Source organism: Comamonas sp. lk, assembly GCF_900564145.1.
Lineage (GTDB): Bacteria > Pseudomonadota > Gammaproteobacteria > Burkholderiales > Burkholderiaceae_C > Comamonas.
In genome coordinates this window covers 1,779,207-1,805,579 of sequence record NZ_UOOB01000001.1, presented here as the reverse complement: position 1 = coordinate 1,805,579, position 26,373 = coordinate 1,779,207, and the positions used below count along the sequence as shown (strand labels likewise).

At 60.5% G+C, this 26,373-nt stretch carries 21 protein-coding genes and 5 tRNA genes; 9 read left to right on the top strand and 17 right to left on the bottom strand.

Annotated elements, in window-relative coordinates; genetic code table 11:
- Positions 1-104: 104 nt before the first annotated feature.
- The 7 genes from pheA to lapB all read left to right on the top strand — a co-directional run bounded on the left by pheA (position 105) and on the right by lapB (position 8,188).
- Positions 105-1,205: a prephenate dehydratase gene (pheA, locus tag EAO39_RS08180; protein ID WP_120966954.1), complete on the top strand. Its 1,101-nt coding sequence runs from the start codon at positions 105-107 to the stop codon at positions 1,203-1,205.
- 41 nt (positions 1,206-1,246) lie between these two features.
- The gene (locus tag EAO39_RS08175) at positions 1,247-2,131 is read left to right on the top strand and encodes a prephenate dehydrogenase/arogenate dehydrogenase family protein (RefSeq protein ID WP_120970828.1); all 885 of its coding nucleotides are present in this window, start codon (positions 1,247-1,249) and stop codon (positions 2,129-2,131) included.
- A 94-nt stretch (positions 2,132-2,225) separates the two neighbouring features.
- Positions 2,226-4,286, top strand: a complete 2,061-nt coding sequence (locus EAO39_RS08170) for a bifunctional 3-phosphoshikimate 1-carboxyvinyltransferase/cytidylate kinase (RefSeq protein ID WP_120966953.1) — start codon at positions 2,226-2,228, stop codon at positions 4,284-4,286.
- A 183-nt stretch (positions 4,287-4,469) separates the two neighbouring features.
- Positions 4,470-6,155, top strand: a complete 1,686-nt coding sequence (gene rpsA, locus EAO39_RS08165; RefSeq protein WP_120966952.1) for a 30S ribosomal protein S1 — start codon at positions 4,470-4,472, stop codon at positions 6,153-6,155.
- A gap of 107 nt (positions 6,156-6,262) precedes the next feature.
- Positions 6,263-6,589 carry an integration host factor subunit beta gene (locus tag EAO39_RS08160; RefSeq protein ID WP_120966951.1) on the top strand — a complete coding sequence of 109 codons (327 nt, stop codon included), beginning with the start codon at positions 6,263-6,265 and terminating at the stop codon, positions 6,587-6,589.
- A gap of 107 nt (positions 6,590-6,696) precedes the next feature.
- A complete protein-coding gene (locus tag EAO39_RS08155) occupies positions 6,697-7,041 on the top strand; it encodes a LapA family protein (RefSeq protein WP_120966950.1) in 345 nt (114 codons plus the stop codon).
- Positions 7,031-8,188, top strand: a complete 1,158-nt coding sequence (lapB, locus tag EAO39_RS08150) for a lipopolysaccharide assembly protein LapB (RefSeq protein ID WP_120966949.1) — start codon at positions 7,031-7,033, stop codon at positions 8,186-8,188. Before EAO39_RS08155 ends, lapB begins: the two co-directional genes overlap by 11 nt.
- 98 nt (positions 8,189-8,286) lie before the next feature.
- Here lapB and EAO39_RS08145 read toward each other — a convergent pair whose 3' ends face one another.
- From EAO39_RS08145 to EAO39_RS08115, 7 genes are all read right to left on the bottom strand, one after another.
- A complete protein-coding gene (locus tag EAO39_RS08145) occupies positions 8,287-9,480 on the bottom strand; it encodes an MFS transporter (RefSeq protein WP_120966948.1) in 1,194 nt (397 codons plus the stop codon).
- The gene (rmuC, locus tag EAO39_RS08140; protein WP_240467082.1) at positions 9,477-10,976 is read right to left on the bottom strand and encodes a DNA recombination protein RmuC; all 1,500 of its coding nucleotides are present in this window, start codon (positions 10,974-10,976) and stop codon (positions 9,477-9,479) included. The genes EAO39_RS08145 and rmuC overlap by 4 nt, the downstream gene beginning before the upstream one ends.
- A gap of 472 nt (positions 10,977-11,448) precedes the next feature.
- Positions 11,449-11,856, bottom strand: coding sequence for a tautomerase family protein (locus tag EAO39_RS08135; RefSeq protein WP_120966947.1), 408 nt, complete (start codon positions 11,854-11,856; stop codon positions 11,449-11,451).
- 178 nt (positions 11,857-12,034) lie between these two features.
- Positions 12,035-13,024 (bottom strand): D-glycerate dehydrogenase, encoded by a 990-nt coding sequence (locus tag EAO39_RS08130; RefSeq protein ID WP_120966946.1) that lies wholly within the window; start codon positions 13,022-13,024, stop codon positions 12,035-12,037.
- Positions 13,025-13,049: 25 nt separating this feature from the next.
- On the bottom strand, positions 13,050-14,471 hold the full coding sequence (locus EAO39_RS08125; protein WP_120966945.1) for a sodium:proton antiporter: 1,422 nt from the start codon (positions 14,469-14,471) through the stop codon (positions 13,050-13,052).
- 67 nt (positions 14,472-14,538) lie between these two features.
- On the bottom strand, positions 14,539-15,753 hold the full coding sequence (pncB, locus tag EAO39_RS08120) for a nicotinate phosphoribosyltransferase (protein ID WP_120966944.1): 1,215 nt from the start codon (positions 15,751-15,753) through the stop codon (positions 14,539-14,541).
- 226 nt (positions 15,754-15,979) lie between these two features.
- Positions 15,980-16,453, bottom strand: coding sequence for a thioesterase family protein (locus tag EAO39_RS08115; RefSeq protein ID WP_120966943.1), 474 nt, complete (start codon positions 16,451-16,453; stop codon positions 15,980-15,982).
- A gap of 383 nt (positions 16,454-16,836) precedes the next feature.
- Here EAO39_RS08115 and EAO39_RS08110 point away from each other — a divergent pair, with 383 nt between their 5' ends.
- Positions 16,837-17,391, top strand: coding sequence for a phasin family protein (locus EAO39_RS08110; RefSeq protein ID WP_120966942.1), 555 nt, complete (start codon positions 16,837-16,839; stop codon positions 17,389-17,391).
- A 258-nt stretch (positions 17,392-17,649) separates the two neighbouring features.
- Positions 17,650-18,408 carry a 3-hydroxyacyl-CoA dehydrogenase gene (locus tag EAO39_RS08105; protein WP_120966941.1) on the top strand — a complete coding sequence of 253 codons (759 nt, stop codon included), beginning with the start codon at positions 17,650-17,652 and terminating at the stop codon, positions 18,406-18,408.
- A gap of 109 nt (positions 18,409-18,517) precedes the next feature.
- Here the strand turns inward: EAO39_RS08105 and EAO39_RS08100 are convergent.
- The 10 genes from EAO39_RS08100 to EAO39_RS08055 form a co-directional block, all read right to left on the bottom strand.
- Positions 18,518-18,594: transfer RNA gene (locus EAO39_RS08100), tRNA-Asp, on the bottom strand.
- Positions 18,595-18,642: 48 nt separating this feature from the next.
- Positions 18,643-18,718: transfer RNA gene (locus EAO39_RS08095), tRNA-Glu, on the bottom strand.
- Positions 18,719-18,763: 45 nt separating this feature from the next.
- Positions 18,764-18,839: transfer RNA gene (locus EAO39_RS08090), tRNA-Ala, on the bottom strand.
- 173 nt (positions 18,840-19,012) lie between these two features.
- Positions 19,013-19,348: a P-II family nitrogen regulator gene (locus EAO39_RS08085; protein ID WP_120966940.1), complete on the bottom strand. Its 336-nt coding sequence runs from the start codon at positions 19,346-19,348 to the stop codon at positions 19,013-19,015.
- 123 nt (positions 19,349-19,471) lie between these two features.
- A complete protein-coding gene (locus EAO39_RS08080) occupies positions 19,472-22,561 on the bottom strand; it encodes a CusA/CzcA family heavy metal efflux RND transporter (protein ID WP_120966939.1) in 3,090 nt (1,029 codons plus the stop codon).
- A gap of 4 nt (positions 22,562-22,565) precedes the next feature.
- Entirely contained in the window at positions 22,566-23,786 is a 1,221-nt protein-coding gene (locus EAO39_RS08075) for an efflux RND transporter periplasmic adaptor subunit (RefSeq protein WP_120966938.1), read from the bottom strand.
- A gap of 22 nt (positions 23,787-23,808) precedes the next feature.
- Positions 23,809-25,104, bottom strand: coding sequence for a TolC family protein (locus EAO39_RS08070; protein WP_240466928.1), 1,296 nt, complete (start codon positions 25,102-25,104; stop codon positions 23,809-23,811).
- A gap of 363 nt (positions 25,105-25,467) precedes the next feature.
- Positions 25,468-25,860 (bottom strand): hypothetical protein, encoded by a 393-nt coding sequence (locus EAO39_RS08065; RefSeq protein WP_120966936.1) that lies wholly within the window; start codon positions 25,858-25,860, stop codon positions 25,468-25,470.
- 301 nt (positions 25,861-26,161) lie between these two features.
- Positions 26,162-26,238, bottom strand: a tRNA-Asp gene (locus EAO39_RS08060).
- Positions 26,239-26,286: 48 nt separating this feature from the next.
- Positions 26,287-26,362 (bottom strand) — tRNA-Glu (locus tag EAO39_RS08055).
- Positions 26,363-26,373: the final 11 nt, after the last annotated feature.

The following is a 26,373-nucleotide window of genomic DNA, read 5'->3' as shown; positions in this document are numbered from 1 at the left end:
TAAAAAAGTGAGTAGCTTGCACAGGTATCACATGCATATCGCTGAATATTCATTGACAGATTCAATGAGTGCTTGCGCCAGCCGCTACGAATTTTGAGGATTTCATGAGCACAGAACCCCAAGCCAGCCCCGAATTGCTGACGCTTCGCACCCAGATCGATTCGCTGGACCGCCAGCTGCTGGAGCTGGTCAACCAGCGTGCCCACGTGGCCGAGCAAGTGGGTGAACTCAAGAAAAAAGAAGGCTCGGCCTTTTTCCGTCCGGACCGCGTGGCCCAGGTGATCGAGAAGATCAAGGCCAATAACCCCGGCCCGCTCAAGAGCGCCCACGTGGCCGCCATCTGGCGCGAAATCATGTCGGCCTGCCTGGCCCTGGAATCACCCCAGCGCGTGGCCGTGCTCGGCCCGGCCGGCACCTTCTGTGAAGAAGCAGCGATTCAGTACTTCGGCGGCGCCGCCGATCTGATGTACTGCTCCAGCTTCGAAGAAGTCTTTCATGCCACGGCCGCCGGCAGCGCCCAGTACGGCGTGGTGGGCGTGGAAAACTCCAACGAAGGCGTGGTCACGCGCTCGCTGGACATGTTCCTGCACACGCCCTGCCATGTGGTGGGCGAAGTCAGCATGCTGATCCGCCACAACCTGATGCGCACCAGCGCCGATCTGGATGGCATCGAAGTCGTGGCCGCCCACCCCCAGGCGCTGGCCCAATGCCAGGGCTGGCTGTCCAAGCATCTGCCCCATGCCGAGCGCCGCCCGGTGGAGAGCAATGCCGAAGGCGCACGCCTGGCCGCTCTGCACCCCAACTGGGCCGGCATTGCCGGCGAGCGCGCGGCCCAGCAGTTTGGCCTGCACATCGTCAGCCATGCGATTCAGGACGACGCCTACAACCGCACGCGTTTTGCCGTCATCTGCCTGCCGCATACGCTGAACACCGCGCCGCCCAGCGGCCATGACTGCACCAGCCTCATCATCTCCGTGCCCAACCACGCCGGTGCCGTGCACGATCTGCTGGTGCCACTGAAAAAGCACGGCGTCTCCATGACGCGCTTCGAATCGCGTCCGGCCCGCACCGGCCAGTGGGAGTATTACTTCTACATAGACATCGAAGGCCACCCCGCCCAACCCAATGTGGCTGCCGCCCTGCAGGATCTGCAAAGCCTGTGCGCTTTCTACAAGGTGCTGGGCACCTACCCTGTGGCCAAGTAATGCAGGGTTTGAGCATGACGCAGAAAACCGCTGCCGCCGAGATGGCCCCGTTTGAACAACTGGGCCTGATTGGCTGCGGCCTCATGGGCGGCTCGTTTGCCCTGGCCCTGAAAAAAGCCGGCCTGGTCAAGCGCGTGGTGGGTTACAGCAAATCTCCTTCCACCACCGAGCGCGCCCGCCAGATGGGCGTGATCGATGTGGAAGCGCCTTCTGCCCTGCTGGCCGCTGCCGGCGCCGATCTGGTGCTGCTGGCCGTGCCGGTAGCCGCCACCGAGGCCACGCTCAAGTCCATCAAGCACCTGGTCACACCCCAGATGATGATCATGGATGTGGGTTCCACCAAGGTCGATGTGGTTCAGGCCGCGCGCTCGGCGCTGCGCGACCAGCTGGGCAGCTTTGTGCCCGCCCACCCCATCACCGGCAAGGAAGTGGCGGGCGTGGAGCACGCCGATGTCAACCTCTACCGGGGCGCCCAAGTCATCTTGACGCCTACCGAACGCACGCTGACTGCCCACCTGAGCCGCGCCCAGCAGCTTTGGGAGGCCCTGGGATGCCATGTGCGCGCCATGTCGCCCGAGGCGCATGACGGCACGCTGGCCACCGTCAGCCACCTGCCCCATCTGCTGGCGTTTGCCATGATGCAAAGCGTGCTCAACCAGCCGGCGGCAGACGAAATTCTCTCCCTGGCCGGCCCCGGCTTCCGAGATTTCACCCGCATTGCGGCCGGCGAGCCCAAGCTCTGGCGCGACGTGCTGCTGGCCAATCGCGAGCAGGTGCTGTCACAGTCACGCAACTTCCGCGCCGCCCTGGACCAGCTGGAATCGCTGATCGCCGCCGAAGACGGCCAGGGTCTGCAAGACCGCCTGACGCTGGCCAGCGACGCCCGCGCACACTGGCATCTGGGCAAGCGTTCGGCCAAAATTTAAACCTTTAAAGCCTCAAGCCCAGGCAGACAAAGCGCAAGCAGCTCCTCAAAAAGGAGCAAGCTGCCCAGGCACCAAACTCCGTTGTGGGATTGCCATGTTCACCACTGAATTCCTAGACCTGCCCCCACTGGACTCTGCCCAGGGCAGCGTCACCCTGCCCGGCTCCAAAAGCATCTCCAACCGCGTGCTGCTGCTGGCAGCGCTCAGCCACGGCACGACCACCATCCACGATCTGCTGGATTCGGACGACACCCAGGTCATGCTGGCAGCCTTGAAACAGCTGGGCTGCCGCATCACGCCTGAAACCGTCAGCCCCGGCCAGCCCATAGCCGTCACCGGCATTGGCGGCCAGTTGCCTGCCGAGCTGGCGGCCACGCTGTTCCTGGGCAATGCCGGCACGGCCATGCGCCCGCTGACGGCGGCTCTGGCCGTGCTGGGCGGCCATTTCGAGATGACCGGCGTGCCCCGCATGTACGAGCGCCCCATAGGCGATCTGGTGGATGCGCTGCGCCAGCTGGGCTGCAACATTGACTATTTGCGCGATCCAGGCTTTCCGCCGCTGATGATCGGCCAGCCCGATTTCAGCCGCTGGAGCGATGCGCCGATTCAGGTGCGCGGCGATGTCTCCAGCCAGTTCCTGACCTCGCTGCTGATGGCGCTGCCGCTGCAGGCCACGGACAAGGCCATCACCATCGAGGTGGTGGGCGAGCTGATCTCCAAGCCCTATATTCACATCACGCTGAAGCTGCTGGCGCGCTTTGGCATTGCCGTGGAAAACGACAGCTGGCAGCGCTTTGTGATTCCTGCCGGCAGCCGCTACCAGTCGCCCGGCGACATCCATGTGGAAGCCGATGCTTCATCCGCTAGCTACTTCATAGCACTTGGCGCAATTGCCACCGGCACGACCGATGATGCGGATGCAGACAACGCGACGCAGCGCAAGAGCATCCGCATTCTGGGTGTAGGCCAGGACTCGATTCAAGGCGATATCCGCTTCGTCGAGGCCGCCCGCGCCATGGGCGCCCAGGTGGAAAGCGGCCCCAACTGGCTGGAGGTTTCGCGCGGCAGCTGGCCGCTCAAGGCCATCGACCTCGACTGCAACCACATCCCCGATGCGGCCATGACGCTGGGCCTGATGGCCTTGTACGCCGACGGCACGACCAGCCTGCGCAATATCGCCAGCTGGCGCGTCAAGGAAACCGATCGCATTGCCGCCATGGCCATAGAGCTGCGCAAGCTGGGCGCCACGGTGGAAGAAGGCGCGGACTACATCCGCATCACACCGCCCGCCAAGGCATCCGACTGGCGCGCTGCCAGCATCCATACCTATGACGACCACCGCGTCGCCATGTGCTTCTCGCTGGCCGCCTTCAACCCCGCCAAGCTGCCGGTGCGCATTGAAGACCCCAAATGCGTGGGCAAGACCTTCCCCGATTATTTCGAGGCCTTGTTCTCCGTCTGCCAGACCGAGACACAGCGCATCCCGGTGATCTGCATCGACGGCCCCACCGCCTCGGGCAAGGGCACGATTGCCGCCGAAGTGGCCAAGGCCCTGGGCTATCAGCTGCTCGATTCCGGCGCTCTGTACCGCATCACCGGCTTAGCCGCCTCGCGCGCCGGCCTGGCGCTGGATGACTCCAACGAAGAGACCATTGCCGAAATGGCCTTGGACCTGCCGGTGCGCTTTGACGCACAGCAACGCGTATGGCTGGGCGAGGAAGACATCAGCGCCGCCATTCGCAGCGAAGAAGCCGGAATGAACGCCTCGCGCGTCTCGGCCCTGCCGGCCGTGCGCACGGCCCTGGTCGATCTGCAACTGTCCTTTCAGACCCTGCCCGGCCTGGTGGCCGACGGCCGCGACATGGGCACGGTCATCTTTCCCCATGCGCCGCTGAAGGTCTATTTATGGGCTTCCGCCCAGTGTCGCGCCGAGCGCCGCCATAAACAATTGATTTCCAAAGGGATTTCAGCTAATATAGCCACCCTTTTGGCAGACCTTGAAGCACGTGATGCCCGCGATATGAATCGCGCCACTGCACCGCTCAAGCCTGCCGAGGATTCTCTGCAACTCGATAGCTCCGAGATGACCATTGAAGATGTGGTTGCCCAGGTGCTCTCGTGGTGGCAGGAACGCCAGCCGTTTGGCCGCGCTTGATTTATCAGGCCCAGTCCCGCATCTGGTTCACTGGCCCTCGGTGTCGCAGCGCGCTTTCAGCGGCATGACGCAGAGGTTTTTCACCTTTTAACCCCGTGGGTGTATCCCACAACCCTCCGCAGGCAGCCTTAAAAACGCTCGGCAATAGTGCTGACGGAAACCTGTTTGCGGTCAAGGAAATACATGTCTGAATCTTTTGCCGCCCTTTTTGAAGAGTCGTTGACACGCACCGAAATGCGTCCTGGTGAAGTTATCACCGCTGAAGTCGTGCGCGTTGAGCACAACTTCGTGGTGGTGAACGCCGGTCTGAAGTCCGAAGCCTACGTGCCTTTGGAAGAGTTCAAGAACGACCAGGGCGAACTCGAAGTCCAAGTGGGTGACTTCGTTTCCGTGGCCATCGGCTCCATCGAAAACGGCTACGGCGACACCATCCTGTCGCGCGACACCGCCAAGCGTCTGGCTTCCTGGCTGTCGCTGGAAAAGGCTCTGGAGTCTGGCGAATTCGTGACCGGCACCACTTCCGGCAAGGTCAAGGGCGGCCTGACCGTTCTGGTCAACGGCATCCGCGCATTCCTGCCCGGTTCGCTGATCGATACACGTCCGATCAAGGATCTGACGCCGTACGAAAACAAGACCATGGAATTCAAGGTCATCAAGCTGGATCGCAAGCGCAACAACGTGGTGCTGTCGCGCCGCGCTGTGGTGGAAGCATCCATGGGCGAAGAACGCGCCAAGCTGATGGAAACCCTGAAGGAAGGCGCTATCGTCAATGGCGTGGTCAAGAACATCACCGAATACGGTGCGTTCGTTGATCTGGGCGGCATCGACGGTCTGCTGCACATCACCGACATGGCATGGCGTCGCGTGCGTCACCCATCCGAAGTGGTGACAGCTGGCCAAGAAATCATGGCCAAGATCCTGAAATTCGACACCGAAAAGAACCGCGTGTCCCTGGGCCTGAAGCAAATGGGCGACGATCCTTGGATGGGCGTTTCGCGCCGTTATCCTTCGGCTACCCGTCTGTTCGGCAAGGTCACCAACATCGCCGACTACGGCGCGTTTGTGGAACTGGAACCAGGTATCGAAGGCCTGGTGCACGTTTCCGAAATGGACTGGACCAACAAGAACATCGCTCCCACCAAGCTCGTGTCGCTGGGTGACGAAGTCGAAGTCATGGTTCTGGAAATCGACGAAGACAAGCGCCGCATCTCCCTGGGCATGAAGCAATGCAAGGCTAACCCCTGGCAAGAATTCGCTCAGAACACCAAGCGCGGCGACCGCGTGAAGGGCCCCATCAAGTCCATCACCGACTTCGGCGTGTTCGTGGGTCTGGCTGCCGGTATCGACGGCCTGGTGCACCTGTCTGACCTGTCTTGGAACGAAACCGGCGAAGCCGCCGTGCGTAACTACAAGAAGGGCCAAGAAGTCGAAGCCATCGTGTTGGCCGTGGACGTTGAGCGCGAGCGCATCTCCCTGGGCATCAAGCAGCTGGACAGCGATCCCTTCACCACGTTCACCACCGTGAACGACAAGGGCCAGATCGTGACCGGCAAGGTCAAGACCGTGGATGCCAAGGGCGCTGAAATCGACCTGGGCGAAGACATCATCGGCTACCTGCGCGCTTCGGAAATCTCCATCGACCGCGTGGAAGATGCTCGTTCCGTGCTGAAGGAAGGCGACGAAGTGACCGCCGTGGTGGTGAACGTGGATCGCAAGACCCGCAACATCCAGCTGTCCATCAAGCAAAAGGATCACGCTGAACAGCAGACAGCCATGGCTTCTCTGTCGGCTCAATCCTCCAAGGAAAACGCCGGCACGACCAGCCTGGGCGCACTGCTGCGCGCCAAGCTGGACAACTCCGACAAGTAATCCACGTCAGCCGGTCGGCAAGCTCGCTTGCCGACCGCGCCATGCGTCGAAGACAACGGGCGCCTTGTGCGCCCGTTGTTGTTTTCTCTTTTTAATCCCATCGTCCGATGACCCGATCTGATCTCGTCGAAGAACTTGCCGCCCGTTTCGGCCAACTCAACCAACGCGATGCCGAGCAGGCCGTCAAGACCATTCTGGATGCCGTGAGTGACGCCCTGGTGCGCGGTCACCGCATTGAAATTCGTGGCTTTGGCAGTTTTGCCATCAACCACCGCCCTCCCCGCATCGGTCGCAACCCTCGCAGCGGCGAATCCGTGCAGGTGCCCTCCAAGCGAGTGCCCCACTTCAAGCCAGGCAAGGCCTTGCGCGAAGCCGTGGATCTCAAGCCCGAAGCGCTGACGCAAGACAGTGCCCTGACGGCCGCCCAGGCCTGAAGCCACGGCACAGCCGCAAAAAGCATGAGGCTTACTGAGCGGCTCTGCGGCTGGCCTCCTCTAAAATCTACCCATCACTCCAAAGCAAAAAGGGTATAAGGGGAAGCATGAAATACCTTCTGTGGCTGCTCAAGGCAGCCATTTTTTTCACGCTGTTCGCGTTTGCGCTCAACAACCAGCAAGACGCCACGGTGCATTTTTTCTTCGGCACGAGCTGGACAGCACCCCTGGTACTGGTAGTGCTGGCCGCCTTTGCCATGGGCTTGATTGTGGGCGTGCTGGGCATGGTGCCCCGCTGGTGGAAGCACCGCGCCGCGGCCCGTGACGCACAGGCCGCAGCCCAGACGCCCAACACAGCCCCCCAATCCGGTGACACCGCACCTGCAGCGCCTGCCAGCAGCCCCGCGACCACCACTCCCGTAATCGTGCCGAGCGACGTGCATGGAATTTAATCTGACTTGGATCTTGCTGGGCTTTCCAGTGGCCTTTGTGCTGGGCTGGCTGGCCTCCCGCTGGGATTTGCGCCAGGTGCGTGCCGATAACCGGCAAGCCCCCAAAGCCTATTTCAAAGGCCTGAACTTTCTGCTCAACGAGCAGCAGGACAAGGCCATTGATGCTTTTATCGAGGCCGTGCAGAACGACCCCGACACTTCGGAGCTGCACTTTGCCCTGGGCAATCTGTTTCGCCGCCGCGGCGAGTACAACCGTGCCGTGCGCGTGCACGAGCACCTGCTCAGCCGTGCCGATCTCTCGCGCAGCGACCGCGACCGCGCCCAGCACGCCATTGCCCAGGATTTTCTGAAAGCCGGCCTGCTCGATCGTGCAGAAGACGCCTTGCACCGCCTGGAAGGCACGGCCTATGAGGCCGAAGCCCGCCTGGCCTTGCTGGCCATTTACGAGCGCTCCCGCGACTGGAGCCAGGCCGCCAGCATTGCCCGCAAGATGCAGGCCGCCAACCAGGGCGACTTCAGCGCCCGCCTGGCCCACTATCTTTGCGAAGACGCGAATGCACAAGTGGCCCGCGGCCAGCTGGACCCGGCCTTGCAGCAATTGCAGCAAGCGGTGCAGACAGCCCCCCAGGCACCGCGCCCGCGCCTGGAAATGGCCCAGCTGCAGCACCGCCAAGGCCAGTCGGCTGCCGCCTTGAAGACGCTGCAGGAACTGGCAGCGCAAAGTCCGGCCTCGCTGCCGCTGGCCGCCAGCCTGCTGGTGGAAGTGGCAGATGCCACGGGCGAAATCGCCGCCGTGCAAGCTCTGCTGACCAAGCACTATGCGCAGACCCCTTCGCTGGATCTGCTGCAAGCCCAGGTGACGCTGGACAAGAAGTCCGGCCACCCTGACGCCCCGGGCCGCGCACGCCTGGTCAAGCATCTGGAGCTTGAAAAATCTCTGGTAGCCGCGGCCCAATGGCTGGAAGGCGAAACATTGACCGAGGAGCAATACCACGGCGCGGTGCAAAAAGCGCTGGATCATGCGGCCAAGCCGCTGACCCGCTACCGCTGCGCCGCCTGCGGCTTTGAGGCTCGCACCCACTTCTGGCACTGCCCCGGCTGTCAGAGCTGGGACAGCTATCCGGCCCGCAGAGTCGAGGAGCTGTAAAACCAAAAAAGAGCGCCTCTGGCGCTCTTTTTTCATGGCTAGACCGGATCAAACCTTGGAACCCGCCTAAGCTGAAACGTTGATCGGGCCCGTCAAAGCTAGTGCTGCTTCCACTCTCCTGCAGGCATGTCTTCGCGCCCAATCAGCCAGGGCAGCCTGGACGACAGACCGACCATGGCTCCCACGGCCCAGAACAGGGCCGCCACCCCGACCACCGCCCCCACCGAGCCAAACAGTATCGGCATGATCACGCTGGATCCGTTGATCGCCATCATGCGCAAGCCCAGGGCCTCGCCATGGCGCTCCGGCGGAGTGATCTGGTGAATCATGCTCATCACCATGGGCTGAACCGAGCCCAGCACCACGCCCAGCAACACCGAGCACAAGCCCATGGCCCAGGCGCCCTGCATCAGCGGATAAAGCATGAACAGCACGCAAGACGACAGCATGGCGCCCAGCACCACCACCCACTCGCTCAGGTGCCGGCTCAGCAGCGGTATCATCAAACGGATCAGCGCGGCTGCAATCGCAAACGCGCCCAAGATGGTGCCGATCACCGATGCGGACAGCCCTCGCTCATGCCCCAGGATGGGCACCACAAAGGTATGTACATCCCAGCACGATGACAGCGCCCAGTTCAGCAGCAGCAAGCGCCTGAAGCCCTGGTTTTGCAGCAAATCCCAGGCCGTGGCCTTGGGCCCGCCTGCAGCCACCTCGACCGGCGGCAACTCCTTGACGGTGCGCGCCCAGAACCAGGCCGCCAGGGGCAGCAAGGCCAGCAGCGTGAAGGCGGCCCTGAAGCCGGTCAGGCTGGCCTCCTGCCCACCCGCATAGTCAATCAGCAAGCCGGCGACAAACGGACCTATGAAATTGGAGATGGCCGGACCTATGGCCAGCCAGCTGAAGACCTTGCGCAGCTCCTGCTTGTCATGGGCAGAACGGCCCACATGCCGCTGCAAGGCAATCAGCGCCGCACCGGATGCACCTCCGGTCAGCAAGGCGCCCAGGCACAGCACGGGAAAGATGGGAAACGCCGCCGCCAGCCCGGCGCCCAGTGCCGCAGCACAGACGCTCAGCAGCAGCGGCTTTTTCAAGCCATGCCGGTCCGCATAGCGTCCCGCGGGCAGGGAGAGGAAGACCTGGGTCAGCGCAAACAGCGCCAGCAGCATGCCCACGGCCGCCGCGCTATAGCCCTCATTGAGCGCCAGCAAAGGGGTGGCCATGCGCATGCCCGTCATGCAGGCATGAATGCAGATTTGCGCCAGGATCAGCCGCAGCAAGGCCGCGTTCATTCCTCGTCCTCCGCAACATCTGCCTTGGCTGCGGGAAACAGGGGCAAGCCATCTGCCTCGGGCGCCGGCAGCTCTTGCACCTCGCGCAAATGCTTTTGAATGGCGCGGGTGCGCACACCGACCTGATCAAACTTGCGTGCCGCGGCATCAATGGATTTGCGGGCCGCCTCCACCACTTCGCCAAACTTGCCAAACTCGGTCTTGACCTGACCGAGCACGCCCCAGACTTCGGAGGAGCGCTTTTCGATCGCCAGCGTCTTGAAACCCATTTGCAAGCTGCTGAGCATGGCTGCCAGATTGGCCGGGCCGGTGACCACGGTGCGGTGTTGGTTCTGCAAAGCCTCGACCAGACCCGGGCGACGCAATACTTCGGCGAACAAGCCCTCGGTGGGCAGATACATCACGGCAAAATCCGTGGTGTGCGGCGGCGCCAGGTACTTGGCCGCAATCTTCTTGGCCTCTGCGCGAATCGAGGTTTCAAACGCATTGCCGGCCGCCACCATGGCCACGCGGTCTGCACTGTCCTGTGCATCCTGCAAGCGCTGATAGTGCTCCACCGGATACTTGGCATCGATAGGCAGCCACACGGGTTGCTCGTCACCACGACCCGGCAGACGGATGGCAAATTCCACCAACTCGTCGCTACCCGGCACGGTTTTCACATTGCGGGCGTACTGCTCGGGCGTGAGCACGTTGTCTATGATGCTGCCCAGCTGCAGCTCGCCCCAGGTGCCGCGCGACTTCACATTGGTCATCACACGCTTCAGATCGCCTACGCTGCCGGCCAGCGTCTGCATCTCGCCCAGGCCTTTGTGCACCTGCTCCAGCCGGTCGCTGACCAGCTTGAAAGACTCGCCCAGGCGTAGCTCCAGCGTGGCATGCAGTTTTTCATCCACCGTGCGCCGCATTTCTTCGAGCTTGGCGGCGTTATCGCTCTGGATGGTGGCCAGCCGCTCATTAAGCGTGCCGCGCAACTGCTCGGCCGTGGTCTGCTGACCCTGGGCCAAGCCGCCCAGCTGCTGGGTGACCGCATCCTGCAGCACCGTGAATTGGTGGCGCAGTTGCTCGCCGTTGGCGGTGAGCTGATCCTTGAGCGTGGCCCCCATCTGCGTGCTGATATGGGTGAGCTGCTGCAGGATATCGCCCTTGAGCGAATCTAGCGTGCCGCGCGTGGTTTGTGCCAGCGCCTCAAAACGCTGCTGGATATGCGCTGACTGCTCGCTGCTGCTGTGCGCCAAGGCCGTGCGCGCCTGCTGGCTGTCCGAGCCCAGACGTGCGGCCAGTTGCGCGACCTCATCCCTGAAGGCGGCCAGTGCCGCGCCCTGCTCCCGGCGCCCGGCCTGGGCGTCTTGCTGGGCCTGGGCCAGATGGGTTTGCAAATGGCTGCTGACGCGATCCAGCGCCCCGTCGCTTTTGGCCACCGCCATCTGTGTGCTCTGGCTGCTGCGCTCCAGCTGCTGCAGGCGCAAATCCAGCGCCTGCAGGCCTTGCAGCATCTGGGCCTGCAAACGCAGAGCGTCCGGGCCTTCCTGGGCCGCACGCCTGAGAGCCAACAACCACCAAAGCAAAACCAGCTGCAAACCAAGGCCTGCAACCACGAGCGCCCCTAACCACCACAAGTTCACCGTGTCCAACCGATTCTTTCATTGACTGCAAGCCTACCTGCAGCACTATTACTTCAATAGCTATCAGCGCTTATGAATAAAGCGCTAAAGCATGATCGCCTTACAAAAAGAGTCTTGTGCGACTCTTTTGCATCCGGCGGCGTCGAGCAGCGTTCGCAGCGCGAAGCCTCGTCAATGAAATCTATCAGATCGTGGCACAACCCAAGCGAGCGCATCCAGCCCTCTGCAACAAATAGAGAGGGCTGGACGCGTCAGATGGAAGCGAGAGGTTCGGCCCGGGTTGAAATCGGGTCCGAAACCGGCTGAAATCGGGCGGGATGCCCGGCAGGCCAAGCGTTCGCGCTCAGGAATTCGGGCCTACTTGCTGGGCAATGGCCATGGCAAATTTGCCGCCGCCCACCGACCAGTCGGAATAGTCGTTTTCGTGCGTGAAGATGAACACATCGTTCGGTGCCACGCCTGCCTCTTTTTCCAGATTGGTGGCGATATTGGCATACAGCGCACGCTTCATGGCATCGCTGCGACCGCGGCGCATGGTGATTTCCACCACCACCACACGCTCGGAGCGGGTGTAGCCGTTGAAGGTGCGACTGAAGAAGAACTGCTGCTCATCGTAGTCGTTGACCATGTTGAACAGCTCGTCGGCAGGCATGCCGATGGCATCGATCAGCGCCTGGTGAATACCGTTGACGATGGCGTGGCGCTTGGCGGCGGGAGTGTCTTTGTGGACGCTGGTACGAATAAAAGGCATGTGGTGCTCGAGATAGGTGAATAAAGCTCGGCAATTATCAAAGCCAAGCAGCCGTTCCAGCCCTGGGCAGACCCCAAAACCGGCCTGAAAAACTGATGTGACAAGGGCCGGGCTAATCGGCACGACAGGCTTTCAGCGCATGAGTTTCAAAGCCCGCAGCCCAGCAGCCCCCATGATTTCAAGCCGCGCGCGGCAGCGGCTGGTTCACCGGCGTCGGCACGGCACGCCCTTCAAAAAACGCGAGCAGATTGCTGGCCGCCAGATCGGCCATGGCCAGGCGCGTGCCCAGTGTGGCGCTGGCGATGTGGGGGGTGAGCACCACGTTGTCAACCGTCAGCAGATCGGGGTGCACGGCGGGCTCGCCCTCGAACACATCCAGGCCGGCGGCGGCAATGCGGCGCTCGCGCAAGGCCTTGGCCAGCGCGCCATCGTCCACAATGCCGCCGCGGGCGATATTGATCAGCGTGGCCGTGGGCTTCATCAGCGCGATCTCGGCCGCGCCAATGCTGTGGTGGTTTTCGGGGGTGTAGGGCAGCACCAGCATCACATGGTCTGCGCTCTTGAGCAGCTCCTGCTTGCCCACATAGCCGGCCTTGCATTCGGCTTCCAGCTCGGGCGACAGGCGCGAACGGTTGTGATAGATCACCTTCATGCCAAAGCCATAGGCTGCACGCCTGGCAATGCCCTGGCCTATGCGGCCCATGCCTATGATGCCCAGCGTGCTGCCATGCACCTCGGCTCCGGCAAACAAGTCATAGCGCCAGGCATTCCATTTGCCCGCACGCAGATAGTGCTCACTTTCGGTAATGCGGCGCGCCGTGGCCATCAACAGGGCAAAGCCGAAATCGGCCGTGGTCTCGGTCAGCACATCGGGGGCATTCGTGCCCTGCACGCCCGCAGCTGTCATGGCCGGCACATCGAAATTGTTATAGCCCACGGCCATATTGGCCACGATCTTGAGCTGAGGGCAGGCCGCCAGCAACTCGGCATTGATGGTTTGCGAGCCCGTGGTCAGCACGCCATCCTTGCCTTGCAGCTGGGCAATCAACTCAGGCTGGCTCCAGGCCACATCGTCCTGGTTGGACTGCACTTCAAAGTGCTGCGAAAGACGCTCGACCACCTCGGGCGAGATGGCGCGGGCAATCAGGATGCGCGGCTTGGCATTCATTGGTCGGTACTCCTTGTCGTTTGTTTTAGCGAAACCAGATCAGCGTCATGATCACCAGCAGCGGCAGCAGAACGCAGACCGACCAGATCATGTAGCCAAAAAATCCAGGCATGTTCACGCCCCTGTCCTCGGCAATCGCCTTGACCATGAGGTTGGGCGCATTGCCGATATAGGTGTTGGCACCCATGAAGACGGCACCGGCAGAAATTGCCATCAGCGTCAGCGCCATATCTGTCATCAGATGGGCAGGGTCACCACCGGCGGTGTTGAAGAACACCAGATAGGTAGGCGCATTGTCCAGAAAGGACGAAAGCACGCCCGTGACCCAGAAGTACATGGTTTCGTCGGGCGTGCCGTCGCTGCGGGTCACGGCCCGTACGATGAAGCCAAAAGGTCCGTCCGCACCGGCCTTGAGCATGGCAATCACGGGAATGATGGTCACAAAGATGCCGATGAACAGCTTGGCCACCTCCTGCATGGGAGCCCAGCCAAACTCGTTGGCCGCATGCACGCCGCGCGGTGTGAGCATGAGCGACAGCAGAGCCACCACAATCAGCCCCACATCGCGCACCAGGCTGGGCAAGCCCACATGCGTTCCGGCAATCTCGACACCGGCTGGCGTGCGCCACACACCGCTCATCAACACCAGACCCACCAGCAGCAGCAGCAAGACAAAATTGATCTTGCCCTCCAAGCCCAGATGGCTGACGGAGCCCGTCACATCCAGCGTAGGCGTGGGATCGGGCAACACGGTCTCACCCGCTTTGCGCATCAGATAGCGGTCCAGCAGATAGAAGATCGCCAGCAGCGCCAGATTCATGAACAGCGCCGGGCCCCAGAGATGGCGCAGCGTCCAGAAGAAATCCACGCCCTTCAAAAAACCCAGAAACAGCGGCGGATCGCCCAACGGCGTGAGTGCACCGCCGGCGTTGGAGACGATGAAAATGAAGAACACCACCACATGGGCCTGATGGCGACGGTCATCATTGGCGCGCAGCAAAGGGCGAATCAGCAGCATGGAGGCCCCGGTCGTGCCCATAAAACTGGCCAGCACCGCCCCCAGCGCCAAAATACCGGTATTGAGCCCAGGCGAGCCACGCAGATTGCCGCGCACATAAATGCCGCCTGCCACCGTGTAGAGGGCGGTCAGCAGTATGACGAACGGAAAATACTCGGCCAGCAGGGCGTGGACCAGATTCTCGACTGCCGTCCCCATGCCGAAGACCAGCGCAAACGGCAGCAGAAAAGCCAGGGCCCAGCCCGCCGTGACCTTACCAAAATGCTGGTGCCAGAAATGGGCGGCCAGCAGCGGCAGCAGCGCAATCGATAGCAGCATGCCCGCAAAAGGAATGCCCCAGACCAGGGAGAGGCTGGCGGCATTGAGCTGAGCCGCCTGAGCGCCGCCTGCCACGGCCCAGATGCCGGCGGCCGCCGCGCCGCGTTTCAAAACCTGCCTGCAATTGTTCACGAAGCGCTTCTCCACCAGAGACCAGGTTCGCTCGCTATTCAATAGCTCAAACCGAAGGCTCTGTCTGCGGTTGGGGGATGCTGAATACCTGGCGCAAATACGCCAGATATCGCTCATCGTCGCACATGCTCTTGCCCGGCGTATCGGAGAGCTTGGCCACAGGCTGGCCGTTGCAGCGCGTCATCTTGATCACGATCTGCAGCGGCACATGCTCGGGAGCATTGCCCAGATCGTTGGTGAGATTGGTGCCTATGCCGAAAGCCAGCTTGCAGCGGCCATTGAAACGCTCAAACAGCTCTATGGTGCGCGGCACCGTCAGCCCGTCGCTGAAAATCAGCACCTTGGACAGCGGGTCGATCTTGTTGGCTTTGTAGTGGGCAATCAGGCGCTCGCCCCAGTCAAACGGATCGCCGCTGTCATGGCGGGCACCATCGAAGAGCTTGCAGAAATACAGATCGAAATCGCGCAGAAAAGCCGTCATGCCATAGACATCGGACAGAGCAATCCCCAGATCGCCCCGGTACTCGCGCGCCCAGGTCTCGAAACCGAAAATCTGGCTGTCGCGCAGACGCGGGCCCAGCGACTGGCAGGCCTGCAGGTATTCATGGGCCAGCGTGCCCAGCGGCACCAGCCCCAGCTTCATGGCAAACAGCACATTGCTGGTACCCGCCAGTTGGCCCCGGCGCCGGTCGGCTCCCAGGCGGGCACAGAGTACGCGCAGCACCTCTTCATGCCAGGCCTTGGAAAAGCGGCGACGCGTGCCGTAGTCGGCGATCTTGAGCGTCTCCAGCCCGGATTGCTGCAGCAAGGCAATTTTTCCGTCCAGCCGCTTGCGACCTTCGGGGTAAGCGGGCACCGGCTGGGTATTGCGAAAATACACCTCGTTGACAATGGCCAGCACCGGGATTTCGAACAAGATCGTGTGCAGCCACGGCCCTTTAATGGTGATGTCAATCTCCCCATTGGGCAGAGCCGTCACCGTGATGTATTTCTCATTGAGCTGGAACAGCCCCAGAAAATCCACAAAATCGCTTTTGATGAAACGCAGGGAATTCAGATAGGCCAGCTCGGCATCCTGAAAGCGTAGCTGGCACAGAAAGCGGATTTCCTCACGGATCTCGCTGACAAACGGCGCCAGTTGCATGCCCCGGTTGCGGCATTTGAAGCGGTATTCCACCTGCGCACCGGGAAACTGGTGCAGCACCACCTGCATCATCGTGAATTTGTACAGGTCGGTATCAAGCAGGCTGGTGATGATCATGGACAGCGGTCCGAGGAGTCGAGAAAAGCGAGGGAGTTCACAAGCTCCCGCCGGACTTTGAGTGTAGGCGATTCCACAGGGCGGCGCCCTCTTGAACCTCATGTCTGCCTGGCGCTACGCACTGCTGCTCCGGCCATGAATGCGGTGAAATTCAAGATATCAATTAAATCGACCTATACCTTAATAGACATAAGCGCTTTAAGCTATTAAATTGATTGCAATTGATCTAGACACCCGTGCGCAAGGACTCCAGCACGGTGCGCAACCTGGACGGCAATGGCACAGGCCGGCGGGTCTGGCTGTCCACATACACATGGACAAAATGCCCGGCGGCCGCCGACAGCGGCTCGCCCTGGGCAAAAAGCCCTATCTCATAGCGCACGCTGGAACTGCCCATATGTGCCACGCGAATCCCGGCCTCCACCGTCTGCGGGAAAGCCAGCGAAGCAAAGTAGTTGCACTGCGTCTCTATCACCAGGCCTATGGTCTGCCCGGCATGAATATCCAGCGCCCCGCTCTCTATCAGATGCGCGTTCACCGCCGTATCGAACCAGCTGTAGTAGATGACGTTGTTCACATGGCCATAGACATCGTTGTCGGACCAGCGTGTGCCGATCTGGCGAAAGACCCGGTAGCTGCTTCTGGCCTGAGGCCGGGCACGCACCGGAGCGGGAGAGGAGACAGGAATAGTGGCATTCATGAAACCGCATTGTGCAAATGCGGGCCGACCACGACCAGCACCCACGAGACATGGGTGCTGGCTTGCTCTCAGGTCAAAGCAGCGCTGATCTGGGTGTAGGAAAACACCTTCAACGAACTGAAAAAATGCGCCACGCCCTATATTAATGTCATATTGCAGACATAAAAATCAAATACAAATCATGTACTTAGCAACAATCCAGGCCTGCATCTTTATTTTGCTGCAGCGCAACAAAAAATCGCTTGCATTTCTCAAACAACTGTTCATACAATGCACCCATGCTGCACTGCAACATATCGGGTTAACGCCCAGATGATCATGTCAGCGCAGATGTTTCCTCCGGTCGATCCTTTGTTTTTAGATCTGTAATTTTGGAGATAGTTATGAGCCTGACCCCTGACCAAATCCTGAGCGTCCACAAAGCCAACTTCGAAACTTTGTTTGGCCTGACCAGCAAAGCCTTTGAAGGCGTGGAAAAGCTGGTGGAACTGAACGTGACCGCCTCGCGCGCCGCTCTGACCGAAGCTGCCCAACACACCCAAGCCGTGCTGAGCGTCAAGGATGCTCAAGAGCTGCTGAACCTGCAAGCCAGCCTGTTCCAGCCCCTGGCTGAAAAGACTGCTTCCTACAGCCGTCACCTGTATGACATCGCCAGCGGCACCAGCACGGAAATCGGCAAGACTCTGGAAAACCAGACTGCCGAAGCCCGCAAGAACTTCAACGCTCTGCTGGACAACGCTGCCAAGAACGCTCCAGCCGGTACCGAATCTGCTGTGGCCATCCTGAAGAGCGCAGTCTCCACGGCCAACGGCGCTTTTGAATCCGTGCAAAAAGCGGTCAAGCAAGCTTCCGATCTGGCTGAAACCAACTTCAACGCTGCTGCCAACACAGCAACCGAAGCTGTCAAGGCCAGCACAAACCCCGGCGCCAAGCGCTAAGAACATGGCGAAATGACATGATTTGCAAAACCAAGGGTTTACCCCTATAATTGCAAACATGTCAGGTCGAGTTCACTCTCGACTCTGCACAAGTTGTCTCCTTGGATCCTCCTGAAACCCCCGTTTCACGGATCCCTTACAAGCCCGATCTTTTTGGATCGGGCTTTTTTTGTGCTTTTTTCGCCATCACGGATGAATGCACACCATGCATAATTGACGTTTACGTTAACGTAACTCAAAAACCACAGGAGACAGCTCATGCAGATTCAGGATCGCGTATTCATTGTGACCGGCGGCGCTTCAGGACTTGGCGAAGGCACGGCCCGCATGCTGGCAGCCAACGGCGGCAAGGTGGTGATTGCCGACATGAATGCAGAACGCGGCGAAGCCGTGGCGCGCGAAATAGACGGCGTGTACCTGCGCTGCGATGTGAGCAATGAGGCCGACGGCCAAGCCGTGGTCGAGAAAGCGCTGAGCCTGGGCAAGCTTGCGGGCCTGGTCAACTGCGCCGGCATCGCCCCTGCCGAAAAAACCGTGGGTAAAAACGGCCCCCACAACCTGGCCGTCTACACCAAGACCATCATGGTCAATCTGGTGGGCACCTTCAACATGATTCGCCTGGCCTCAGACGCCATGTGCAAGAACGAGCCCGAAAGCACGGGCGAGCGTGGCGTACTGATCTCCACCGCCAGCGTTGCCGCCTATGACGGCCAGATCGGCCAGGCCGCTTACGCCGCCTCCAAAGGCGGCGTGGTGGGCATGACCTTGCCGATTGCGCGTGATCTGGCTCGCAACGGCATTCGCAATATGACGATTGCACCTGGTATTTTCGGCACGCCCATGTTGTTCACCATGCCCCAGGAAGTTCAGGATGCCCTGGCGGCCGGCGTCCCCTTCCCCAGCCGTCTTGGCAAACCGGAAGACTATGCCAAGCTGGTCAAACACATTCTGGAAAACGACATGCTCAACGGCGAAGTGATTCGCCTGGATGGCGCCATCCGCATGGCACCCAAATAAGCCGGTCGCAAAATTAAAAAACAGGCTCTTCACAGAGCCTGTTTTTTGTCCGTTGTTTTTCAGGCAAAGAAAAAGCCGCAATCAATTGCTTGATTGCGGCTTTTAAATCTGGCGGAGTGGACGGGACTCGAACCCGCGACCCCCGGCGTGACAGGCCGGTATTCTAACCAACTGAACTACCACTCCTGGCAGGAAGCTTTGCTCGCTACTTTGTAGCTACAAGTGCTTCAAACTTGGCGACCCTACGGGGATTCGAACCCCGGTACTCACCGTGAAAGGGTGATGTCCTAGGCCTCTAGACGATAGGGTCAATCCTAGAACGATTCTGACTTTTCAATCAGCCGTCATTAAATTTTGGTGGAGGTAAACGGGATCGAACCGATGACCTCTTGCATGCCATGCAAGCGCTCTCCCAGCTGAGCTATACCCCCCCCTTGAACCGCAAACCGGTGTTTTTTCAAACACCAGCTTGTTGCTGCAATACAAAAATTGTAGCACAGGCTTTTCGGGCCTTTTTCGAAGTCGGCAGATTTTTCACCCTAAGGCAGAAAAAAGGATGCCGGACATATTGCCAGGCATCCCTCAGATCACGCCGACAGTGCGCTTAGTTCACCGCGCCGCCATCGCGGATGCGATGCATCTCGCCAATATCGACCGTCCAGACCAGACCGTCTCCGATCTGACCCGTGCGGCAGGCGCTCACAATGGCCTCGCGGACCGGCTCGACCATGGACTCTTCCACGATCACGCAAACCATAAGCTTGTCCGAAAAATCGGTCAATTCGTCCTTGACCGTTCGCTTGTCCACGGCCGCCGGGGCCGTGAAGCCTTCGGCCTTGAAGATGGTCACACCCGGGAAATTGGGAATGTCACGCAATGCAGCACGCAAACGATCCAAGCGGCTGGGTCGCACGATGGCACGGATTTCTTTCATCATCACAATCTCCTAAAGTTCTCGCCGCACAGGCGGCCCAAGCCAGAGAAATCGAGCAAGGGCCGCCCCGCAGCGATGGGATCGTCCCCCTTCTAGAAGCCGCAAAGCGGCTCAGGGGGCGGCACTCCATCAAGCCTCGGTCGGCTTTTCATCAAACCAGCGGTACAGCGTGGGCAGCACCACCAGGGTCAGCAAGGTGGACGAGATCAGGCCACCGATCACCACGATAGCCAACGGACGCTGCACTTCAGAGCCCGGGCCGGTGGCAAACAGGAAGGGAACCAGACCCAGCAAGGCCACGGTCGCCGTCATCATCACCGGGCGGAAACGCTGTACACAGCCTTCGCGCACGGCCGCAGCCACGGCCATGCCATCTTCGCGCAGACGTCGGATGCTGGTCACCAACACCACACCGTTGAGCACGGCAATACCCCACAGCGCAATAAAGCCCACCGAGGCCGGCACGCTCAGGTACTCACCCGTGACAAACAGACCGATCAGGCCGCCGACCGAAGCAAAAGGCAGCACCAAGATGATGAGACTGGCCAGCTTGACGGAGTTGAACAGCAGGAACAGCAGGAAGAAGATGGCCACGATGGTCAGCGGCACGATGACCTGCAGCGTGCCCATGGCGCGCTCCATGTTCTCGAACTGGCCACCGAATTTGAAGTAGTAGCCGTCAGGCAGTTTGACTTCCTGCGCCAGACGCTGCTCCACCTCGGTCACAAAGCCACCCAGGTCTCGGCCTTCCACATTGGCACCCACCACCACGCGGCGCTTGCCGCCTTCGCGGCTGATCTGCGCAGGGCCGTCCACCAGCTCGATCTTTGCCAAACTACTCAATGGCACCTTCGCACCGTTCGCTGTCGTCAGCAGAGTGGCACCAATCGATTGCTGCGACCCACGAAAAGCTTCTGGGAAACGAACCACCACGGCATAGCGACGCTCGCCCTCATACAAGGTGGTCACATCCTTGCCACCAATGGCCGACTCCAGCAGGCTTTGCACATCGGCCACATTCAGGCCATGGCGGGCAATGGCCTTGCGGTCAATGTCCACCGTCAATGCCTGTTGCCCCGAGAGGCGCTCGATACGGATATCGGTGCTGCCGTTCACGCTCTTCAAGATACGGGCAACTTGCTCGGAGATGTCTTTCAACTCGCCCAGCTCATCGCCAAACACCTTGATGGCCAGCTGTGAACGCACGCCCGTCACCATTTCATCCACGCGCTCGGAAATCGGCTGAGACAGCACAATCTGTACACCGGGAATCTTGGACAGGCGCTGACGAATTTCTTCATCGATCTCATCCTGGGTACGCTCGGACTCGGGGTCCAGAAGCACGATGGGATCAGACTCGTTGGGACCGGCAGGATCCGCAGGCGATTCGCCACGGCCCAGCTTGGACACCACGGACTTCACACCCGGCACCTGAGCCACTTCCTTCATGGCGGCCATTTCCATGCGGATGGATTCATCCAGGGAAATGCTGGGCACGCGGTTGATCTGCGGTGTGAGCGCACCTTCCTTCATAGTCGGCATGAAGGACTTGCCCAGAAGCGGGAACAACCCCAGCGAGCCGATCAGCAAGGCCACGGACACAGCCAGCGTGAGACGGTGACGCGCTGTGGCGCCATCCAGCAGCTTCAGATAGTGGCGCTTGAGGAAGGCGATCAGCTTGGTGTCGTGGTCGGCACCGCCCTTGAGGAAGTACGAGCACAGCACGGGCGACAGGAACAGCGACACGGCCAGGGACACGGCCAGCGCAATCACAATCGTCAACGCCAGCGGCGCAAACATCTTGCCTTCAATGCCCTGCAAGGTCATCAAGGGCAGGAACACCAAGATGATGATGGCAATGCCGAAGATGGTGGGAGTTGCCACTTCCGTCGTGGCAGACAGCACGGTGCGCACCCGCTCTCCCATGCTGTTGCCAGCCTGGCCGAGTTTGTGGAATACGTTCTCCACCACCACCACGGTGGCATCCACCATCAAGCCGATGGCAATCGCCAGCCCCCCCAAAGACATGAGGTTAGCCGAGATGCCATAGCGGTTCATCATGATGAAGGTCGTCAGCGGCGTGATGATCAGCGTCGCCACCACGATCAGGCTTGAGCGCACATCACCCAGGAAGATGAACAGCACCACCACCACCAGGAAAATGCCTTCGATCAGCACCTTGCCCACGGTCCACAGAGCCGAATCCACCAGATCGGTACGGTCGTAGAAGGAGACGATCTGCAAGCCGCCGGGCAGCATGCCCTTGGTATTAATTTCGTCCACGCGCTCCTTGACGCGCGTCACCACCTCCTTGGCATTGCCGCCGCGCATCATCAGCACAATGCCGGAGACGCTTTCGGTATAGCCACCCTTGATGATGGCGCCCTGACGCACTTCGGCATCAATTTGCACCGTCGCCACATCGCGCACATAAACCGGTACGCCACCCTGCTCCTTGAGCACGATGTTGCCGATATCCTCCAGCGAGCGAATCATGCCTACACCGCGGATCAGATACTGCTCCGTCACCTGGGGCAAGATGCCGCCGCTGGCATTGGCGTTGTTATCGGCCACCGACTGCACCACCTGGCGCACGGACAGACCATAGTGAGCCAGACGACCGGGATCCACCAGCACCTGGTACTGCTTGACGTAACCGCCTTGGGAGTTGATTTCAGCCACCCCGGGGATGGAGCGCAGCAACGGGCGCGCCACCCAGTCCTGGATGGTGCGGCGCTCGGTCAGCTCGGCCTGGGTCAGCTCGCGCTGGCCATCGTCGGGATGGTCCAGCGTGTACTGATAGACCTCGCCCAGACCGGTAGACACCGGGCCCAGCACGGGCACGATGCCTTCTGGCATGCGGGGCGTCACTTCAATCAGGCGCTCCGTCACCAACTGACGGGCAAAGTAGACATCAGTGGCATCCGTGAACACCAGGGTGATGATGGACAGGCCGCTTTTGTTGAGCGAGCGCATCTCCACCACACCGGGCAAGCCCGTCATGGCGATTTCCAGCGGCACCGTCACAAAACGCTCGATTTCTTCGGGCGAGCGGCCCGGTGCTTCGGTCGCCACCTGCACCTGCACATTGGTCACATCGGGGAAGGCATCCACCGACAGATTCATGGCAGCACGCAGGCCAAAGCCGCAAACCACCAGCGCAAGCACGATCACCACCAACCGCTGCGTTAGCGCAGCTCGAATCATGGAAGCAATCATGGGCTTACTCCAGCTCAGCGCGCTTGCGCTCGTTGTTCAGATGGAACGAGCCCTCGACCACGATTTGCACGCCTTCGCTCAAACCTTTGAGCACCGGACGCAGACCGCCGCTGGCACCACCCAGATCCACGGGCGTAAGGCGGTAATGGTTCTCGGCCTTCTTCACGTACACATGGTCCTTGTCGTTCTCGCGCACCACGGCGGAGGCGGGAATGGCCAGCGTCTTTTCCATGGCACCCTGGATACGCATGGTGGCCAGCATTTGCGGCTTCAAGGCATGGTCTTTGTTATCCACCTGGGTACGGATGGTGACGGTGCGGGTTTCAGACGAAACCGTATCGCCCACGTAAATGATCTTGCCGGAAAGAGGCCCTTCATCAGGGGTCAATCCCAAGGCGGGCACATCAACCTGCACGCTCTGACCGACCTGCACGCTGCGGGCCATCTGCTCAGGCAAGGCACCCACCACCCAGACATTGGACAGATCAGCCACGGTGAACAACGGATCGCCTGGTTGTGCCACTTGGCCCTGACTGACCTGGCGCTCGATCACGATACCTGCAGAAGAGGCGGTGACGGCCGCATTGGGCGCGATGCTGCCCTGACCGCGCAGCCGCGTGAGCGCATCGCCCGAGATGCCCATGAGCTGCAGCTGATCGCCGGCTGCACGCAATTCGGCGCGGGCAATCTGTACCTCGGATTCTCGGCGCTGCAGCTCTGCAGAGCCAATCACGTCGGCAGCAATCAGCTGACGTGCGCGCTCTACCGCCCGCTCAGCCAAGGTGGCCGTGGCGCTGGCACGCATATAGGCCAGCTGGGCGGTGGTCAATTCGGGGCTGGCCACACGCGCCAGCACCTGGCCCGACTTGACGCGGTCGCCGGTCTCGGCCAGCACTTCGGTCACGCGGCCTGTCACGGCGGCACCGATGCGCACCACCTTGCGCTCATTGGCTTCGATGCGACCCGAGATTTCCTGCACGCTGGCCACTTCGGCCTGTGCCACGGCTGCCGTCTTGAAGTTGCTGGCCATGGCGGCGGAAACCACCACCTCCATGGGATCGAGCTCGGCCTGGGCCGAAGCAGCAGCCGCAGGTGCGGCGCTGCTTTGCTCATCCTTGCCGCAGGCAGTCAGAGTCAGCGAGACAAGACCGGCAAGTGCCAGCGCAGCGACCAGGGATGCAGGGCGATTGCGGCCGGTCTGAGAAAAAGAAGAATGGGAGGACATAAGCAATATTCAAAAACTGGAATCAGATTGCGGAAGGTGCTGCATAGCGGCCGGCCAGGAAGTCCAGCTCGATACGAGCGGATTGCAGCTGGTAGCGGGCTTCCAGCAGGTCGGCGCGTACGGTGCGCAGCACACGCTGAGCGTCGAGCACATCCAGAATGCCGCGCTCACCAAAGCGGTAAGCGGCTTCAGCCACGCGCAGGGCCGCCTCGGCCTGACGCACTGCGCCTTCGCTCAAGGCCTTGGTACGCACCTGGGCCATTTCCATCACTTTCCAGGCCTGCTGCATTTGCTGCTCCAGCTCGGCACGGCGCCCTTCCAGGCGCAGCCGGGCACGTTCCGCCTCGGAGGCAGCTTCATCGATAGGACCGCGGCGCTGGTCAAACAGCGGAATCTGCACCGTCACGCCAACGGTGTTGTTGCGAATATCGGGCTCGCGGGTCTGGGCATAACGCAGCTCAAGACCAGGCCAACGGCTGGCTTTGGCACCTTGCTTCTGGGCTTCGGCCTTGTCCACTTCCGATTGCAGCTGCAGCAGCTCAGGGTGAGCCTGCCAGTTGATGCTCTGCAAGCCCGTCTTGCTCACCGGGTCCTGCAATGACAGCTTCAGATCAAAGCGCGCCGGCAACTGACCGGCAGCCATGCGGTTGAGCGTGAGCTGCGACTGCTCGGCTAGCAGCTTGGCAGATTGCTCCTGCTGGCGGGCATTGATCAGCTCGGCGTCGGCCTTGATGATTTCGTAGCGGGCAGCCTCGCCGCTGGAGACGCGCACACGCACGCGCTCATGGGCCTGCTCCAGCAGCTTGACGGCATCATGGGCCGCATCGGCCTGTGCATTGCGCAGCACCACTTCATACGCCCGCAGCTTGACTTGCGCCACCAGCGCATTGCGCGAGGCCGCAATCTGCTGCACCGAGGCACGCTGGCCGGCTTCGGCCGCATTCACGCGGGCAGCACGCACCGAGGGCATTTCTATGGGCAGCGAGACGCCCATGGTGCTGACGTTCCCTGGTGTACCGGAAGGAATGCGCGCACTGTTCCGGCCCTGGCTCCATTCGAGCTTGGGATTGGGCAAAGCACCGGCCGTCACCACGGCCGCCTGTGCGGTCACGCTCGACTGCTGAACCGAGCGCAGCTCGGGGTTGTGATCCAGCACGGTTTGCACCAGCTGATCGAGACTGAGCTGAGGAGCGGCAGCCGGCGTGCTGGCAGCACCAAGCACCGCTGTGGCATTGCCTGGCGATGCGGTTTGGGCATCCTGGGCCAGGGCCCACTGTGAGGTGCCCATGGCAAGACAGAGCAGTGCAATGCGATTCAAACGTTGCAGGCTTCTTGCGCCTGGAGGGGAAAAACAAGATTCGGCCGGTAATACACCCGGCGCTATCGATCTATACGACATAGAACATAGCTGCCCGTAAATGGCAGACAAAGTGAGAAAAACATTGAAGTGAGCCAACTTCCGCACTCGAAGCAAAACGCAAAACGCTTGCTTGAGAATCCACAAAGGATGGGGAAAGCCGACAGGCTTGGGTCTCGCTGACGCATACGCAGCACAGCGAGACGACGCAGACCCGGGCGTCAAACGCCACAAGCTGGTGATCAGAAAGGAGATTTGCCCTGAAACCGCCTAGAGGGTTCCGCCCAGCAGACACGCTGGCTGGCAGAACTCAGGCATATGGGGCTAGCCTGCCGTTGGCAGGCCCGATATGGGCGGGCGCAACATGCTGTCGGGCCAAGGGGTCGTTAGGTACACCACATGCGCTTGTGGCGTAACCTGGGCATCAGCCACGGCCACAGCAATCTGCTCTGGCGGGCCAAATAATTCGTTCTTGTCTTCCTGGGCAGGATTGACTTCGACCGTGCGCGGAACGCGATGAATGGAGAACTCTGTGGAATCAAGCTCCACATCGTCCTCAAACTCCTGCAGCACATCCACTCCGGATTCCATCAACTGGACCACATGCATGGGAGCCAGCTCTTCCTGCGAAGCCGTCGGCCACAAAGCCACGATCTGTGCGCCGGTAATGGCGACAAACAGCAGCAATGACAGCAAAAAAGACGGAGCCGAACGCATGAAATTTAGGAGTGAGCGCTAAAAGAAAGGACAAGCCCTAAAAGAGTGAAACCTGCAGCTGCAGAAACCTGCTACTGATGGTGCTTTCGACAGCGGTAAAAGTTCCTCAAAAAGAAAAATTTTGTCGCCTGTCGATACGAATCGTGACGATATCGCATAGCCCAAAGCATTTGCAGAGTCAGGGGAATCTGCTAGCAAGTCGATAGCATAGTGCAAATATGCTGCATTGCAGCACTTAAGTGAAGCAAAAACAAAAAAGCCACCAGAAAACTGGTGGCTTTTTGCTTCATCAAGAAAACTGTGGCGGAGTGGACGGGACTCGAACCCGCGACCCCCGGCGTGACAGGCCGGTATTCTAACCAACTGAACTACCACTCCTGGCAGGAAGCTTCGCTATTTTTTCAATAGCTACCAGCGCTTCAAACTTGGCGACCCTACGGGGATTCGAACCCCGGTACTCACCGTGAAAGGGTGATGTCCTAGGCCTCTAGACGATAGGGTCAATCCTAGAAC